Origin of the sequence: Lihuaxuella thermophila, from assembly GCF_900110165.1 — a bacterium.
GTDB lineage: Bacteria > Bacillota > Bacilli > Thermoactinomycetales > Thermoactinomycetaceae > Lihuaxuella > Lihuaxuella thermophila.
On record NZ_FOCQ01000004.1, the window covers coordinates 151,823 to 169,613 of the forward strand.

Genomic DNA, 17,791 nt, shown 5'->3' on the forward strand with positions numbered 1-17,791 from the left:
GAAGAGTATGGGCATCCGAGAGGAGTGGCTGAAAGCCGACGGCAGTTCGTTTCCGGGGAAGACCTATGTCGAATGCCTCTTGAAGCCCGTCTTTAACGACCAGCGCGATTATTTGTTTCATGCCATGTTTCAAGTGCACCGGGCGCATGTGCTGATGCTCTGTGATAAAGGAATTCTGTCCGCTGCCGATGCCAAAAAGATTTTACAGGCCGTCGAAGAGCTTTCCAGATGCAATCATAAGGAGCTTCAGTACGACCCCCGTTACGAAGATCTGTTCTTTATGATGGAAGCGAGGATGACGGAAAAAATCGGAACAGAGTTGGCGGGCAATATGCATATAGCCCGGAGCCGCAATGATATGGGCGTCGCCATGTACCGAATCGTATTGCGCGAACGGCTGTTGGAACTGATCGGGAAAGTGTTGACGCTGCGCGAAGTGTTGCTTGAAGTCTGCGAGGAGCACCTGGAAACGGTGATGCCCGCCTATACGCATACCCAGCCGGCCCAGCCGACGACACTCAGCCATTACTTGCTGGCGATCCATGATGTGACCGAACGGGATACCCGGCGTTTGTGGTCCGCCTACCACAATGTAAACCGAAGTCCGCTGGGGGCGGCGGCCATCACGACCACCGGATTTGATATCTGTCGGGATATGGTCAAAGAATCGCTCGGCTTTGCCGGTACGGTGGAAAACTCTTATGATGCGATCGCGGGAGCCGATTACCTGTTGGAAACAGCCGCGGCGACGATCGTTCTGATGACGAACATGGGCCGCTGGATTCAAGATTTCCTTCTGTTCTGCACGCGGGAGTTCGATGCGTTCCGGATTGCCGACCCTTATGTCCAGATCAGCAGCATCATGCCGCAAAAAAGAAACCCGGTCTCCGTGGAACACTCCCGTTCGCTGGCCAGCAGTGCCGTTGCCGATGCGCAAGCTGTTTGTACCATGATTCATAATACGCCGTTTGGCGATATTGTGGACACCGAAGATGACCTTCAGCCTCATCTGTACCGGGCGATGGATAAATCCATGCGCGTGCTGGATCTGATGTCCGCCGTCATCCGCACCATGGAAGTCAACCGGGAACGTTTATTGCAAAAGGCCAGGGAAGGATATATCACCATCACCGAGCTGGCCGATGCGATGGTGCGCGAAAAGGGCATTCCGTTCCGTACGGCCCATCACATTGCCAGTCAACTGGCGCAAAAAGCTTACCGGGAAGGTAAGGAACTCTATGATCTGTCACCGGAGATGATTGAACTGGTGACCAAAGACGTACTGGGAACGAAAATCGCTTTGACTCATGAAGAACTGAGCAGGGTCTCAGATCCTTTATACTTTATTGAAGTGCGAAAATGTCCCGGGGGGCCAAGTCCTGCAGAGACGAAGCGAATGCTTGAGGAAAGGAAAACGCGGACCAGCCAAGACAGACGCGGATGGCAGGAGCAGCACGACGCATTGGAGGAAGCGGAGCGGAAATTGTGCCGCAGAGTACAGGAGTTCATCAGAGGAGCTTAAGTCCAGGGATTCGTGAGGCTCATTTGTGGGAATGTGACAACAGATGTTGTGCTCTGTGGGATGAAATGAAACCGAAAGTGGACTTTCCCGACATGACTGCAAACGGTGGGAGCTTTGATTGCAAAGGAGCGATAAGCGGGCTCCCTTCCTTTTGTTGTTCCGTTTTCGCCATATTGCTCGGCTCGTTCATCAGTTATCGCGTTACTTTGAGCGGAAAAAGAAAACTGCTTCGGCAAAAAATGGGCTTTTTCAGCAGGCATTGGAAACATATCTTCTTTTTTTTTCGATAATACGGCGTTTGGGGCATTTCGGATTCTTTCTTTTATTCCCGGAGTTCGGATGGAAGTGTCATACAGCGCCGGTTTTTTACACTTCCGCTATCGGGAGTATATGCTTTTTTCCCTTATTGGCAGTTTGATCTGGGTAGGTGTCTATCTTATTCTCAGGTATCATATGGGAGTGAAGTGGATGTAACTGTGTTCTCACCTGGTCTCAGGTGAGGCTTTTTTTGTTTGTAAAAACGTTTCAGAGGGGGGATCGAGGATGTTTAAAAAATGTTATACGGGAATGAATGGTTGTTTACAATGGAAATGTTATAATAAAGCCGTTTGAAAAAGATCAAATGCTGAAGCGGGGAGAAGTATGAAAATCGGATATCGTACCATTAAGACTGCGATTGGTACGGGTTTATCGATTGGGGTCGCCCAGTGGCTGGGGCTTGAGTTTTATGCGTCTGCGGGGATTATCACGATTTTGTGCATTAAAACGACAAAAAAACGTTCCTATAGAAGTGCGTGGGAAAGGGTATTCGCCTGTCTGATCGGAATGGTTCTGGCCGCTGTCCTATTTGAACTGCTGGGTTATTATCCGTGGACGATGGCGCTGATTTTATTGCTGTTGATTCCCATCGATGTCTATTTAAAGATTACAGAAGGGATTATTACCAGCACGGTGATCATCCTCCATTTTTACACACTCAAACAAGTAAATGCCGAAATTATATGGAATGAACTGGCGCTGATCGTAATCGGGGTGGGTTTTGCCCTTCTGGTCAATCTGTATATGCCCAACGTGGAGAAGGACCTCAAAAAGTATCAATGCAAGATCGAACAAAACTTTAAGAAAATCATGAACGAAATCTCCAATTATCTTCGCGAGGGTGACAGTGACTGGGACGGAAGAGAAATCATGGAAACCGCGCAGCTGCTCAAGGAAGCGAAAACGCTCGCTTTGCGTGAGATGGAGAACCACCCTCAGGATAAAGGGGATTATTTTCGCTATTTTGAGATGAGGGAGCGCCAGTTTGAAATCCTGGAGCGGATTTTGCCGCTGGTATCGTCGCTGGATGTTTGTTGCACCCAGGGACGGATCATCGCCGGTTTTATGGACCGTCTGGCGGATGCCATTCATCCCGGCAATACGGCGAATATTTATCTGGAAGAGCTGGAAGAGATGAGAAAGGGATTCAAACAGTCACCTCTCCCTACCAACCGGCAAGAGTTTGAAACACGCGCCGCCTTGTTTCATTTTGTGAAAGAGATGAAAAGGTATTTAATGATCAAGCGGGACTTGGCTAAAGATATCCGGAAAGAAAAAGAGAAGCGGTCATAATCGGGCCCTTCTCTGTTCAGTTCCGTCAGAACAACGGGAAACCGAACCAGTAGATTTTCGCGTGTTCGGTTTCAATTTCATGCCGCCTGCCAATCGGGAGTCAGCCCGGTTGGCAGGCGGCATCGCATTCAGGTCATGATTTCCTCCGTTTATACCGGATCCATTCTTCGGCCGTTAAAAACGTTTCCCGACAGCCGAGCTTCTGGCCGAGCTGTGTAACATGGGGAGGTTCCACATGGGCATGTTTTAGCAGCTCGCGTTCGGCGAATACTTCTCTCGTGGTTCCGTCCAGCAGCACCCGTCCTTGGGCAAAGACGATGGTCCGCTCAAATACTGCTGCGGCAAAGTCCATGTCGTGGGTAATGGTAAGCACCAGTTTGCCTTTTTGCCGCAGATGTTGGATGATCTCCTTGATCCGTTCACGCGCAGGATAGTCTTGAGCGATGGTCGGTTCATCAAAGATCACGATCTCCGGTTGCATGGCGAGAACGGAGGCGATGCAGATCAACTTTTGTTCTGACAGGCCGAGGTCATACGGGTTTTTGTCCAGCTTGTTTTCCATTCCCACCATGTGCAGGGCCTCAATGGCGTTTGCTCTGGCGGTCTCCTTCTCCTGTTTGAGATTAAGGGGACCGAACATCACTTCATCGATCACTTTGCTTTTAAAGATCTGATCGTGCGGATTTTGGAAAACCAGGCCGATCTGCCTGGCCAGTTGGGCGGCCGTTGTTTCTTTTGTGTTGACTCCCTTTACATAGACATCTCCGTGTAGAGGCTTCAATAAACCTTTTAACAGTTTGGCAAAAGTCGTTTTACCGGCTCCGTTTTGCCCAATGATGGCGGTTGGACGGCGGTCGAATTGCAGGGTGATTCCTTTTAAAATGTCTTGGCCAGTCGTATACGAAAAATGAAGATTTTCAACAGAGAGAATCGCCATGTTGATTCACCATCGCCAAATATGCTTCTTCCAGCGTTACCGGATACGTTCCCGAGCGGGGATGTTGGATCCCCAATGCTTGGCAGATTTGCGTATAAACCGGTGCAGGCACGCCGTATGATAAAAGATCCGTGCGTGAAAAAATCTTGTGCGGTGTATCAAAATCGATGAGTCGGCCGTTGTAGAGGACCAGCACCCGGTCGGCATAGGCTGCGATCTTTTCGATTTTGTGCTCGGCGATGATCACGGTCATTCCTTCTTTGGCCAGTCGCCGCACCGCTTTGAAAACTTCGTCGGAGCCTTGGGGGTCCAGTTGGGAAGTCGGTTCGTCAAGCACCAGGATACCGGGTTTCATGGCAATAACGCTGGCGATGGCCATCCGTTGCATCTGCCCGCCCGATAATTGGAAAGGATCGCGGTCTTTCAACTGACTGATATCCAGGAGATGCAAGGCTTCGTCGATTCTGGCCGTCATCTCGCTCCGATCCAGGCCCATATTTTCCAATCCAAAAGCGATCTCTTCATAGACGGTCAGTTTGGATCCGGTCACCTGGGTGAAGGGATTTTGAAAAACGATTCCCACATGCAGTGCCAGCTCACTGATTTCACTTTTGATTACTTCCAAGCCGTCAATGACCACTTTTCCCCCGTACGCGCCACGGTAAAAATGAGGGACGAGACCGGTAAGCGCCAGGCACAAGGTGGATTTCCCCGCTCCGTTTGCACCGATGATGCCGATCAGCTCCCCTTGTTCCACCGTAAAAGAGAGGTTGTCCAAGGCCAGTTTCCCGGTCATGGGATATCGGTATTTGAGCTTTTCCACGATGATTTTCTTCATGCAAAGATCCTCCAAACGATGGCGGCGAAGAGAATCAGGATTAATAGAATCCGGATTGTTGTCTGACGGGATGATTGGTTCGCCGCCCGTAAAAATGTTTTTCTCCTGTTGGCGTTGAACCCTCTGACTTCCAGTGCCATGGCCCGTTCCCGGGCTTGAATCAGGGAGCTCATGATCACCGGGCCGATCAGAGGGAGAAATGCTTTGGCGCGGACGATCAAAGGGCCTTCGGTTTCCAGTCCCCTGGCTCTTTGCGCGTCGGTAATCGCATTCACGGACGCCGCCATCTGGGGAATGATTTGCAAAACTGAACTGAGGACGTATCCGATTTTCGGAGATAACCCCCTTCGTACCAGAGAATCGATCAGATCGGACGGTTTGGTGGTCAGGCTGAGCAGAGAGATGCCCAGCAAAAGATTGATCACCCTCAAACTGATTCGGGCCGCATAGCTTAAACCTTCTTTAAAAAATACGAACGGTCCGAACCGGAACAGGAAGGTTTGGTTATGCTCATGAAACAACCCCTGAATGAACAGGATCGAAAGCAGTACCAGCAAAGTAAAGCCGGTAAGCGGGATCACTTTTGTTAAGGTTTTGGAAATGGTCAGCATGGCCAAGGTGACCGCCAGACACAGGACAGCGGTCGGGTTGGCGGGAAGGATGAACGGGAGGACCCCGGCTACCATCACGTAGATGAGTTTCGTAATCGGTTCCAATCGGTGGATGATGCTGTTTCCGGGTACATACAGGCTCATGGATTTGACGGTCTTCAATTTCTGTGAACCCCTTATAAAATGATGTCGGCTGTTGCCGCTGACTCTCGATTCAGAGCGTCTCAATCTTGTCGTCATGGCGGTACATGTGCAGAAGCTGATGGGGAAGACGTCTGAAGATGATCGTACTGACGAAAACAGTGACCAGTTTGTCCGGAAGGTCCACCGTGATTTCATTGAGAAACGAAGCCAGCCACATCGGCATGCCTTGTGCCATCAAAAGAGCGAACAAAGCATCTCCCCAAAGGTTGCCGGTTTGTCCTCCCCAAAAGATGATATTGAGCGGCGTTGAGACAATGGCGACGGAAACCCCGATAACAAGGCCTGCCATCAGCATTTTTCCAAAACTGTCAAACCATCCTTTTGCGGCCAGGATCCCGGCAACCAAGCCGATTGCTACACTGGATATTGCATACACAAAGGAGATCGGGTCCGCGGTAAGACCAAAGATGATGTTATTGACAGCACCTGAAACGGCTCCGACAATCGGACCGGCGAGCAGACTGGCAAGAATGGTTCCGATGGAGTCCAACCACAGCGGCAGTTTTAAAATATTTGCGAACAGCTTTCCGAGATAGTTGATTCCAATGGCTACCGGAATCAAGACCAGAGAAGCAGTGGTGAAGCGAAACGACCAGATGTTTCGTTTGTCCATGCACAACGCCCCTGTCATGTTTTTGTTTGGCAGTCAAGATGGGGTGAGAATCTTTGGAAATCATCGACAATTCTATTTCCATTATAACACCGATAAACAAACCAAACCCAGCCTGGAAGAATGGCTGGGTTTGGTTTTAGCTGCAAGCGACTAGAAACGGGCGCGAAAATTGATCCGGATGTCCGGTTTAGCGGGGCCCGGGGGGGACTTGCCCGAAGCGGTGATTACCTGCGGAGATGTCGCCTCTTCCATCTCTTCTTCCTCGTCCTCGAAAAAGTGGCTCATATACATCCATTCAGGCTGAATCATCCCCATGGCAATCGGCGTGTAAGGTAAGTATCTTGGCCAAACCGGCTTTTTTTCTTCAGATGGATCGCTCATGAGGATGCCCCCTTGATTAATGTTTACTTATCCATATGAAAAAGCGGTGATGTCCTATGCTATCAAAGCGCTTTTCCTCACGTCGCCAAAATCGGATTTCATAACACGCAATCGGAATGGGAATAATTAGATTTGCTAAGCATTGGGCTACCTTATAACTACTGCTTTCATTCGGGAGGACTTATGATCCATACTGAACAACTCCGAGACAAAGCGCATCAACTTGCGTTGAAACACGATCCGTACGCGGGACGCTGGCCGGCGAAGCACTTGTGGCGGCAGTTGGATGAGGATATTGAAAGTTTGAGGTCTTTCGTGCGTACCCTGCAGAATGGTCGTGCAAGTTGTTCACAACCTGCGGAAGAATGGCTGCTCGATCACGCGGAATTTATTGAGGAACAGGCGTTGGTCATCCGGCACCAACTCTCCGGAGCCTTTTTGCGGCGTTTGCCACGTTTGCGCAAGGGTGGTGAATTGCGCATTTTCTCTCTGTGTGCGGATTATCTTGACCATACGGACGCCATTCTGAATGAGGAGTCATTCGTTTCATATATAAATTCTTACCAGGAAGTATCTGTATTGACGATCGCCGAGGCGTGGTCGATTCCTCTGATCCTGCGTATGGCCCTGATTCGGCGCCTCTCCGAAATCATGGAGCTGGTTCGCGAACGCCGGGAGGTGTGTACGCTGGTCGACCGGTTGCTGGCCCGAATCGAGCCGTCCGAGTTAAGCCCGGATGGGCTGAAGGCTGTCCTGGAAGACGCAGGGCAGGATATTCCGCTTTCGGGCCCGCTGATCGCCCACTTGGTGAGTCACTTGCGCGAGTGGGCGGATGATACCAGACTGGTTCGCGAGTGGTTGTTGTGCAAGTTGGAAAATGGTCCCGACAGCCTGGATCGGATTGTCACGTACGAGCATCAGCTTCAGACTGCCTACCAAGCGGAAGCGGGAAACGTGATCACCAGTCTGCGCAAACTCTCCCGTTGGGACTGGCGTGATCCGTTTGAGCAGATTTGCTGGGTTGAGCGCACTTTGCGACGGGAAAGCACAGGAGTTTATCCGCTCCTCGATTTCTCCAGCCGCGATTCTCTGCGAAGACGAGTGGAGGAATTGGCCCGCTCGATGCATGTGCCGGAAAGTTTGGTCGCCAAATATGCAGTGGAATTGGCGGAGGAGGAGTACCGACGAGCGTGTGCGGAACTTGGACGCACCAATCAAACGAGTGGACAGAATCGTTCAGCGGATCGTGCAGGCTGGCCCGAAAGGAAGCCGGTCGTTTCCAATCTGATCGATCCGGCCGGTCTGCCGCGCCAGACGTTTGTTGCATACTATTTGCTGGAACCGGCGGGGGTCAGGAAATTGCGGCGTACACTGAAAATGTGCAGCAGACCCCGCTTTCTGCCGGGTTTAGGAATCCTGCGACGCGCCACCGGGGCGTATTTTACGCTGCTCGCTGGATTGTTTCTGTTCTTTCTTCTCGGGTTCGCCGCGTGGATCGGTGACGGGATTTATCATTCACCTGCCCAATGGTCGGTGATTTTGCCGGCGCTCGTATTTCCTGCGAGTGAGTGGGCCGTCACGGCGCTTCATTGGCTGATCGAGACGACAAGGTCTCCACGCCCGCTCTTGAGATATGATTTCTCGGATGGAATTCCTGATGAAGCGGCCACGATGGTCGTTATTCCTGTCATTTGGTCGTCTCCCGAAGAAGTAAAAGAATTAGCGGATCGGCTTGAACTGCATTACCTGGCGAACCGGGACCCGAATATCCATTTCGCCCTGCTGGGAGATTTTATCGATGCTCCTGCAGAAACCCTTCCGGAGGATGCCGGGGTTCTTGAGGCTGCACGCGAAAGCATTGAGGAGTTAAACAGGATGTATTCTCGCCCAGGAGGGACCACGTTCCATCTCTTTCAGCGGCGCAGGTTGTGGAATCCCTGCGAAGGAGTTTGGATGGGCTGGGAGCGTAAGCGTGGAAAATTAGTGGAATTCGTTGAATTGCTCAAAGGGCGGACAGATACCACGTATGAATTCATCATCGGAGATTCCTCAGTTCTCTCACGCATTCGGTACATTATCACGCTGGATGCGGACACGCGGCTTCCCATCGGCAGCGCCCAGCGGATGATCGGTACCCTTCATCTGCCTTACAACCGCCCGAGGTTAAACGAATCCGGAACAAGGGTGGCAGAGGGCTATGGCGTGCTGCAGCCGCGGATCGGCATCAGCCATGAGGCAGCTGTACGCTCGCGTTTTGCCTATTTGTGGACGTGGGAAACGGGAATCGACCCGTACGCGTTTGCAGTTTCCGATCCGTATCAAGACGCACTGGGGCAGGGAATTTTTACTGGCAAGGGCATTTTCGATGTCGATACGTTTGCAGAGATCCTGTGCGACCGCATTCCCGAAAACCGGGTACTCAGCCACGATTTGTTGGAAGGAGGCTTTCTTCGCGCCGGTCTCCTGTCAGACATCGAATTGATCGACGATCACCCTGCGACATTCAGCGTCTATCAGAAGAGACTGCACCGGTGGGTGCGCGGTGATTGGCAATTGCTCTGCTGGTTGTTTGGCCGCGTTTGCGACCGGCGGGGAACATTGTTGCCGGTTGATCTGTCTGGTCTCACCCGCTGGCAGATGATCGATAACCTGCGGCGCAGTCTACTCCCTCCTGCCTTATTTGTGCTTCTGACTCTCGGGTTGACGGTTCTTCCCGGCTCTCCGTGGAGATGGCTGGCGATCGTCTTTGCTACTTTGTTCCTGCCGGTCATCCGACAATTGGTGACGATTCGGCGGACCGTGCGGCGCCTTCGTACGTTGTTGGCGACGTTCGGGCAAGTTTTGGTCACCATTTTGACACTTCCGTTTCAAAGTGTCTTGTTGCTGGATGCCATGGTCAGAAGTGTATACCGTTTATTCGTTTCCAAACGTCATTTGCTGGAATGGGTGAGCGCGGCGGAAACGGAGCGCCGCAACCGAGAGGGGCGCCATCCGGTTTTGATGGGGATGCGCGGAGGTTATGCACTCGTGCTTCTCTTTGTGCTGTCAGCGGCGATGAGCGATGGTTCATCGCTTCAGTGGACGGGTTTTGCGCTTAGTACCCTATGGGCTCTGGCTCCGCTTGCGGTCCGCTGGTTGGAACAGCCCGTTCAACAACCCGACCAGCCGCTCTCAGAGGCAGAGGGGGAACAACTGCGGGTACTGGCGCAACAGATTTGGGCTTTTTTTGAAGACTTCACTACGGAAAAAGACCACTGGCTGCCGCCCGACAATGTACAAATCGATCCCCCCAACGGGGTCGCTCATCGCACGTCTCCCACCAACATCGGGCTTTATCTCGCTTCTGCCCTTGCTGCCCGGGATTTCGGATTTATCGATACCCCCGGGCTGATCGAGCGTCTGGATCGAACGCTCACGACGATTGAGAGGCTCGACAAGTGGAAAGGGCATCTGTACAACTGGTATGACACGGTCACACTGGATCCGCTTCCTCCTTTATATGTATCGACAGTGGATTCCGGGAATTTTGTGGCGTATCTGCTGGTGGTCAAAGAGGGATTGAGGGAATGGCTCGAGACAGACTTCTCCGGGAAGGAGCAGGAAGGGTCTGTTGATGGAAACGAGTACGCGGAAGAAGATTGGCTTTCACGCGGACTGAAACTGATTGACCGCCTGGAGGCAGTGATTCAGGAAACCGACTTTCGGCCGCTGTATGACGCCAAAGCGAAATTGTTCACGCTGGGTTATAACGCGGCACTGGATGAGCGTGATCCGATCTTGTATGACCTGTTGGCATCAGAGGCGAGACAGGCGAGCTTCATCGCGATCGCCCTCGGGCAGGTTCCTGTCTCCCACTGGTCAGCCCTCGGGCGGACCATGACCAGAATCGGGCAGAGGGTCACTCTGCTATCGTGGTCCGGGACGATGTTTGAGTATTTGATGCCCTGGCTCATTATGCCTACCTATCGCAATACGGTGTGGGACAGCACCTACCGCGGCGTCGTCAACCGCCAAATCGAGTATGCTCACCAACGGGGTGTGCCGTTTGGCATCTCTGAATCGGGATATTACGCATTTGATTATCAGATGAACTATCAATACCGGGCGTTTGGCGTTCCCGGTCTCGGGTTTAAACGCGGACTTGAACAGGATTTGGTTGTCGCTCCGTATGCCACGATCCTGGCGCTGCCTTTTGCAACGCGGCAGGGGCTTGAGGATTTGCGCAAAATGGAGGACATCGGCGCGCGCGGAAAATACGGCTACTATGAAGCGATCGACTTCACGCCCGAACGCATGCCGAAAGATAAGACGAACATGGTGATCCGCAGCTTTATGGCACATCATCAGGGCATGAGCCTGCTTACCCTGGCCAACTTGCTTTCTTCCAGGAAAATGTATGAGCGTTTTCACAGCGACAAGCGTGTGCAAGCCGCCGAATTGCTCCTCCAGGAACGGATTCCGGCTCGTCCTGTGGTGATTAAGCATCCTGTCATGAGACGCGTGCATCAGCCGGATCCAGGACCGGCGCAAACCGTGGCTCTGCGGGAATATCTCTCCGCCGACACCCGGATCCCCGAGGTGTGTGTCCTTTCAAACGGAGAGTTCATGACGGTTGTGACCAACAGCGGCAGCGGGTTCATCCGGCGGGAAAGCCAGGCCGTTTCCCGGTGGCGTGAAGATCCTGTGGCAGACGATTGGGGAAGCTACATCTATATTCGCGATGTGTCCGGCGATCAAGTGTGGTCGCCATCGTTTCAGCCTTGCCGTGTCCCGTCCTCCGAACAGCGTGTGCAATTCTCGCTTGATCGTGCGACCTTTATGCGTGTGGACGGAGACGTGCAGACAAGTCTTGAAATTTGCGTTTCACCGGAATGCAATGCGGAAGTTCGCAGGCTCACCCTCACCAATACGGGGAGTGAAGAGCGGGTGATTGAAGTCACGACGTTTCTTGAAGTGGTCCTGGCTTCTCCGATCGCTGATGATGCGCATCCGGCCTTTAGCAAATTATTTGTCGAAACGGAATATGAAGCAGATGCCGAATGCTTGCTCGCCCGCCGGCGGCCTCGTGATCCGAGCGAAAAACCGTTATGGGCCGTACACTCGTTGATGGTGGATGGGGAGTCCTTGGGACCGGTTGAATATGAGACAGACCGGGCCAGCTTTATCGGCCGGGGCCACACGCTCGCTCAACCGCGGGGAATCCGCTCCCGCCTGCGAAAAACAGTGGGAGCTGTTGCAGATCCGGCCTTTGTGATGCGCCGGCGATTGATGATGAAACCCGGGGAACGGGTGCAGTTGTTTGCTGTCACTGGTGTCGCGGATACGAAGGAGGAAGCCGTCAGCATGGTCCGCCGGTTCTCCGGTGACCTTCAGGTGGAACGGACGTTTCAGCTCGCCTGGACTCGCAGCCAGATTGAACTTCGTCATTTTCAACTGTCTGCCGCCGAAGCGATGGTCTTTCATCGTTTGGCGGGTCAGGCGTTATACACATCGCCCCTGCGAGACGAACGGGAACAAAGTATCGCGTTGAATGAAAAAGGGCAGTCCGGCCTCTGGGCTTACGGGATTTCCGGTGATTGGCCGATCATCCTGGTGCGGATTGCCGATTCGGCCCATATGAAGTTTATTGTCAAGCTGTTGATTGGGCATGAATATTTGCGCCGCCGGGGATTGCTCATCGATCTGGTCATCCTGAACGAATCGGCGGGGGGATATCAGCAGAATTTGCAGGAAGCGCTGCTGGGGGCGGTGGAACATAGCGTGGGTCATCACGCGAAAGGACCTGGGGGTGTCTACGTCATTGCCGCCAATCAGTTACAGGAGGAAGATCAGAGACTGCTCTATGCAGTAGCCCGCGTCGTGCTTCGTGCAGACGGTCCCAGCCTCAAGGCGCAAATCAAATTGTCCGGGAGGAACGATGTCTTGCCTCCTCCTCTTGTTGCGAGTCGACCGTTACCCAGATACGGGAACTCAATGCCGGAAGACACCCGTGACTGGATATTTTTTAACGGTCAGGGAGGTTTTTCTCCGGATGGCCGGGAGTACCGGATCTTACTCAAAAACACCCATTATCTGCCGGCTCCATGGATCAACGTGATCGCCAATCCGCGTTTCGGCTGTCTTGTCTCCGAACTGGGGACGGGCTACACATGGTGGCGGAACAGCCGGGAGTGCAAGCTCACCCCGTGGTCCAATGATCCTGTACTCGATCCTCCCGGCGAAGTGTGCTATCTGCGGGATGAAGAAACCGGCGAAGTATGGTCCGTGACCGCATCGCCCGCACGTGCGGATCAGCCTTACCTCGCGGCGCACGGCAGGGGGTATACCCGTTTTCGCCATGAGAGCCACGGTCTTCTGCAGGAAGTTACCGTGTTTGTGCCCAAGGATGATCCCGTCAAGGTGGTGAAAGTGCGGATCGCAAACAGGACTGACCGCCAACGGCGCCTGTCCGTCACCTATTATGCAGAGTGGGTGTTGGGGGTCAGACGTGAACCCAACGCTTCTTTCATCGTCACTGACTGGGACAAGTCGGCCAATCTCTTGCTTGGCCGCAACACTTATCAGGAACCGTTTCGCGATGCAACCGTTTTTCTAGGCGTGTGTCCCCAGTGTGAAACATCCGAACCGGAAGATCTGTCTTGGACGGCGGACCGCGAGGAATTTCTCGGTCGCAACGGGACACTGAAACATCCGGCTGCCCTGCGGCGGGAACGTCTGTCCGGCAACACGGGACCTCAGTATAACCCATGTGGCGCCGTGCAGACCAAAGTGAGCATTGAACCAAATGGAGAACAAACGGTTTATATTCTGTTCGGTTGCGAAGATTCACGTGATTCCGCGTTGAAACTGGCCCGTAAATACAGCCAACCGGGCACGTGTGAGCAGGCGTTTGAGACCGTACAGGAATTCTGGAACTCGGTGCTGGACCAGATCACGGTTTCGACACCCAGCCCGGAAATGGATGTTCTGTTGAACGGCTGGTTGCTTTACCAGTCGCTTTCCTGCCGGATGTGGGCCCGCACCGCTTTTTACCAGGCGGGAGGCGCATACGGCTTTCGCGACCAGCTGCAGGATTCACTGGCGTTGCTTCACACCCGTCCCGACCTCACCCGAAAACAGATTTTGCTCCACGCCGCGCATCAATATAAAGAGGGTGACGTGCAGCACTGGTGGCATGAAGAGACCGAGCGCGGAATCCGGACGCGATTCTCCGACGATTTGCTGTGGTTGCCGTACGCCGTTTCCCGCTACATTGAACACACAGGGGACGACCGTTTGCTTGATGAGGTGGTTCCGTATCTTCATAGTGAACCTTTGCGGGAGGGTGAACATGAACGATACGAGCCAACCCAAGTCTCTACAGAGAGCGGCAACGTTTTCGAGCACTGTGTTCGCGCGATCGACAGGGCATTAAGCTGGATCGGGGAACACGGACTTCCGCTGATCGGAATCGGAGACTGGAACGATGGTATGAACCGTGTCGGGGAGGCCGGTCGCGGCGAGAGCGTCTGGCTCGGATGGTTTCTGTGTGAAATTTTGAATCGGTTCGTCCGGCTGTGTGAGCGTCAAGGTGAAAGGGAGCGGGCGGACCGCTACCGGAACATGCGGGAGCAACTTACGGTCTCCCTTGATCAGCATGCATGGGATGGCCAGTGGTACCGGCGCGCTTTCACCGATGACGGACAATGGCTGGGCTCCGTCCATAATGAGGAATGCCGCATCGACGCCATCGCCCAGTCGTGGTCAGTCATTTCCGGTGCAGCGGCAAGGAGCAAAGCGATCCAGGCGATGCAGTCGTTCGACCGCGAACTGGTAGACCGCGACTTGTCCGTCGCACGTCTCTTGACACCGCCATTTGACCGCACGGACCCAAGCCCCGGCTATATCCAGGGCTATCCTCCCGGAATTCGCGAGAACGGAGCGCAGTATACCCACGGAGTGATATGGGGAATCGTTGCCTGGTGCCTTCTGGGTGAAGGGGACAAGGCGTTTGAGTTGTTTCATATGCTAAACCCTCTCACTCACACCCGGACACCTGGCGAGGTGCGTCAGTATGCCGGTGAGCCGTACGTCATGGCGGCAGACGTGTACACAACCGATCCGCACAAAGGACGTGCCGGCTGGACCTGGTATACCGGAGCTGCGGGATGGATGTACCAGGCGGGCATCGAGTGGATCCTCGGCCTGCGCCGCCGTGGGGACCGGTTGTACATCCGGCCGTGTATTCCGAGCGAATGGCAGGAGTTTTCCATCACGTACCGTTTTGGGAACAGCCGATATCAAATTACCGTTCAAAATCCTGAAGGCAAGTCTGCCGGATGGACGACCTTACTCATCGACGGCCGGAAAAAGCACATTGCAGAGGAAGACGGCCCCTGGATCGAGCTGTGCGATGACGGGCAGGTCCACCATGTCATCCTGGCGATGTAGCCGCTTGCCGGAGGAGCGATCGTCCGGCAGTCATTGGAAGCCCATTTCAACCGGTGACTGCCGCGACTGCGAAAAGTGCTGCTGAAGGAGTAAATAATGGAAGAACCATCCTATATATATTATGTATGGAATCAGGATCGCCGCGGAGGAGGGTCAACCCTTCCGCGGCGATATGTTGAGAAAGGGGCGAAAGTACTCGTACCAAACACCTGTCTCCTTTGCACGAGCTTCTCAGGGAATATCGAGTAGAAGGGAAGTTTGCATGGTGAGAAAAATACGGAAGGCCATTATCCCGGCAGCCGGATTTGGAACCCGGTTTTTGCCCGCCACCAAAGCCCAGCCCAAAGAAATGTTGCCTTTGATCAACAAGCCGACGATTCAATACATAGTCGAAGAGGCCATTGCTTCCGGGATCGAGGATATCCTGATTGTAACAGGACGAAATAAGAGAGCCATTGAAGATCACTTCGATCATAATATCGAGTTGGAACATTTTCTCAGACAGAAGGGGAAATGGGCGCAATATAAGGAAGTGTTGGAGATTGCAAAAATGGTGGATATCCACTTTATCCGCCAAAAACAGCAGCTCGGACTCGGCCACGCTGTTTTGTGTGCCCGTTCTTTTGTCGGCAACGAGCCATTCGCGGTTCTGCTCGGCGACGATATTATCGATCACCCTGCGAAACCGGCTCTTCAGCAGTTGATGGAGGAGTTTTACGAACATCAAAAGACTGTGATCGGAGTACAGCCGGTATTGCCGGAAGAAGTGTCCAAGTATGGAGTGATCGCAGGCAAGCAGATCCGGAACCGTGTTTATCAGCTGGAGGATTTGGTTGAAAAGCCCGGGCTGGACCAAGCCCCGTCCAATCTGGCTATCGTGGGACGTTATATCATCAGCCCGGAAATCTTTGATATCTTAGAGGTTACCGAACCCGGCAGCGGCGGCGAAATTCAGCTTACGGATGCGCTCAGGGTTCTCTGTCACCACCAGGGCATGTACGGGTGTCTCTTGGAAGGAGACCGCCATGATATTGGGGATAAATGGGGATATATCAAAGCGACGTTATCCTTTGCCCTGCAGGGGGATGACTTACGCGATCATGTGCTGAAGTATTTGCATGAACGGTTGCAATCCATCCCCCATTGATCACGGGCAAAATCGGAACGGCCTGCTTGTTGGGTGTGACAAAGGGGTGTCGATGACCATGACAGGGCCACTTTAGCAGTGGCACGTCTTTTTTTGCGTGCTTTGTCAATATTTATCCCAGCGGAGCCACTTGGGGTAATGGTTTTTCAACAGTCCGCCGGATACCTTCCCCCAGCCGAGCGGGAAATGATCCACTGTTACCAATGTCCAACCCGCATCCAATGAGGCCGGCAAGGCTTCTCCCTGAAGATACAGGAGCAGTTCCGGGTCTTCGGCGCTGAAATTGAGTGTTTGTCGGACCTGGCCGGGCCGGCTGGATAAGGCCAGCGCATGTGAAGGGACAAAGCGCCCTTTTTTTACTTGACCCAGGTAGCGGCCCGGTCGTTCTACCTTCAGCCCCTTGAGTGAAGGGAGTTCTTCCGGTACCTGATACAAATGCTCCCCGTACAGAGTGAAGGCTCCTTTAATTTCGCTGTTTTTGTAGGTTTCCATGACAAACTGTTTCCACTGTTTCATGGCATCGGCATGGACAGGGGGAAACTTGCCGGGGCGTTGTCTGGTTCCCGCCGCAGCTGGTTCCTTTTCCAATACGGCGACAAAATGCCCTTCTCCGCGGAGGTGATGGGGCCAGAGACGCGACGTTTGCCGCAATTCACCTTGCGGATGGTCGGCCCAATCCGGCCGTCCCGGTTGGTAATGAACGGCTTGCGGGACGGGAACGAGATGAAAGTCGGGATGTTGTTCCAGAAAATGCAGGATTAAAGATTCATTTTCCGTCGGATTGAAAGTGCAGGTAGAGTAAACGAGGCGTCCGCCGGGACGGAGCATCGGTGCTGCCGCTGTCAGTATTTCCAGCTGAAGATCAGCGCTTTTTCTGACGGACCGCAAACTCCACCGTTCACACACTTCCGGGTCTTTGCGAAACATGCCTTCCCCCGAGCAGGGAGCATCGACCAGAATACGGTCAAAAAATCCGGCAAAGCGGGAAGTGAGCCGGACGGGATTTTCATTCAGGACCACCGCATGGGTCACTCCGCAGCGTTCGAGGTTTTCCACCAGCGCTTTGATTCGCTTGTCATCAATTTCATTGGCGACCAGAATCCCTTCACCTTTCATCTTGGCGGCGATTTGCGTTGTTTTGCCCCCGGGTGCGGCGCAGAGATCCAATATTTTTTCTCCCGGCTCCGGCGCCAATGCTTCTGCCGGGGCCATGGCGCTCGCATCCTGAATGTAATACAACCCTGCGGCATGATAAACGTGTTTTCCCGGGCGGTTCGCCTCATGCTGATAATAAAAGCCTTCCCGGCACCAGGGAATCGCCTCCAGATGAAAAGGAACCCGCTTCACCAGCTCTGCGGGGGAAATTTTCAGGGTATTTACGCGCAAGGCGCGGGTAGCCGGTTGGTCATATGTATGGATGAATGCGGAATACTCGCTTCCAAGCAATCGCTTCATCTGATCCAAATAATCCTGGGGAAGCGAAGTCACGTGATCTCC

10 protein-coding genes are annotated in these 17,791 nt (G+C 53.3%); 4 read left to right on the forward strand and 6 right to left on the reverse strand.

What is annotated here, in order from left to right; all coding sequences use genetic code 11:
• Positions 1–7: 7 nt before the first annotated feature.
• Positions 8–1,522 (forward strand): argininosuccinate lyase, encoded by a 1,515-nt coding sequence (gene argH, locus BMW55_RS05885; protein WP_244527460.1) that lies wholly within the window; start codon positions 8–10, stop codon positions 1,520–1,522.
• Positions 1,523–2,164: 642 nt separating this feature from the next.
• On the forward strand, positions 2,165–3,133 hold the full coding sequence (locus tag BMW55_RS05895) for an aromatic acid exporter family protein (protein WP_089966305.1): 969 nt from the start codon (positions 2,165–2,167) through the stop codon (positions 3,131–3,133).
• 133 nt (positions 3,134–3,266) lie between these two features.
• On the opposite strand, the gene BMW55_RS05900 is transcribed toward BMW55_RS05895, so the two are convergent.
• The 5 genes from BMW55_RS05900 to BMW55_RS05920 all read right to left on the reverse strand — a co-directional run bounded on the left by BMW55_RS05900 (position 3,267) and on the right by BMW55_RS05920 (position 6,717).
• Positions 3,267–4,070: an energy-coupling factor ABC transporter ATP-binding protein gene (locus tag BMW55_RS05900; protein ID WP_089966307.1), complete on the reverse strand. Its 804-nt coding sequence runs from the start codon at positions 4,068–4,070 to the stop codon at positions 3,267–3,269.
• Positions 4,051–4,908 (reverse strand): energy-coupling factor ABC transporter ATP-binding protein, encoded by an 858-nt coding sequence (locus BMW55_RS05905; protein WP_089966309.1) that lies wholly within the window; start codon positions 4,906–4,908, stop codon positions 4,051–4,053. The genes BMW55_RS05900 and BMW55_RS05905 overlap by 20 nt, the downstream gene beginning before the upstream one ends.
• Positions 4,905–5,681, reverse strand: coding sequence for an energy-coupling factor transporter transmembrane component T family protein (locus tag BMW55_RS05910; RefSeq protein ID WP_244527461.1), 777 nt, complete (start codon positions 5,679–5,681; stop codon positions 4,905–4,907). The genes BMW55_RS05905 and BMW55_RS05910 overlap by 4 nt, the downstream gene beginning before the upstream one ends.
• A 52-nt stretch (positions 5,682–5,733) precedes the next feature.
• Positions 5,734–6,336 (reverse strand): ECF transporter S component, encoded by a 603-nt coding sequence (locus BMW55_RS05915; RefSeq protein ID WP_089966312.1) that lies wholly within the window; start codon positions 6,334–6,336, stop codon positions 5,734–5,736.
• 150 nt (positions 6,337–6,486) lie between these two features.
• Positions 6,487–6,717, reverse strand: coding sequence for a hypothetical protein (locus BMW55_RS05920; RefSeq protein ID WP_089966316.1), 231 nt, complete (start codon positions 6,715–6,717; stop codon positions 6,487–6,489).
• Positions 6,718–6,900: 183 nt separating this feature from the next.
• Here BMW55_RS05920 and BMW55_RS05925 point away from each other — a divergent pair, with 183 nt between their 5' ends.
• Positions 6,901–15,147 carry a glycoside hydrolase family 94 protein gene (locus BMW55_RS05925; protein ID WP_089966319.1) on the forward strand — a complete coding sequence of 2,749 codons (8,247 nt, stop codon included), beginning with the start codon at positions 6,901–6,903 and terminating at the stop codon, positions 15,145–15,147.
• A 265-nt stretch (positions 15,148–15,412) separates the two neighbouring features.
• A complete protein-coding gene (gene galU / locus BMW55_RS05930; protein ID WP_139179452.1) occupies positions 15,413–16,294 on the forward strand; it encodes a UTP--glucose-1-phosphate uridylyltransferase GalU in 882 nt (293 codons plus the stop codon).
• A 105-nt stretch (positions 16,295–16,399) separates the two neighbouring features.
• Here the strand turns inward: galU and BMW55_RS05935 are convergent, their stop codons facing one another.
• Positions 16,400–17,782: an RsmB/NOP family class I SAM-dependent RNA methyltransferase gene (locus BMW55_RS05935; protein ID WP_089966323.1), complete on the reverse strand. Its 1,383-nt coding sequence runs from the start codon at positions 17,780–17,782 to the stop codon at positions 16,400–16,402.
• Positions 17,783–17,791 lie beyond the last annotated feature (9 nt).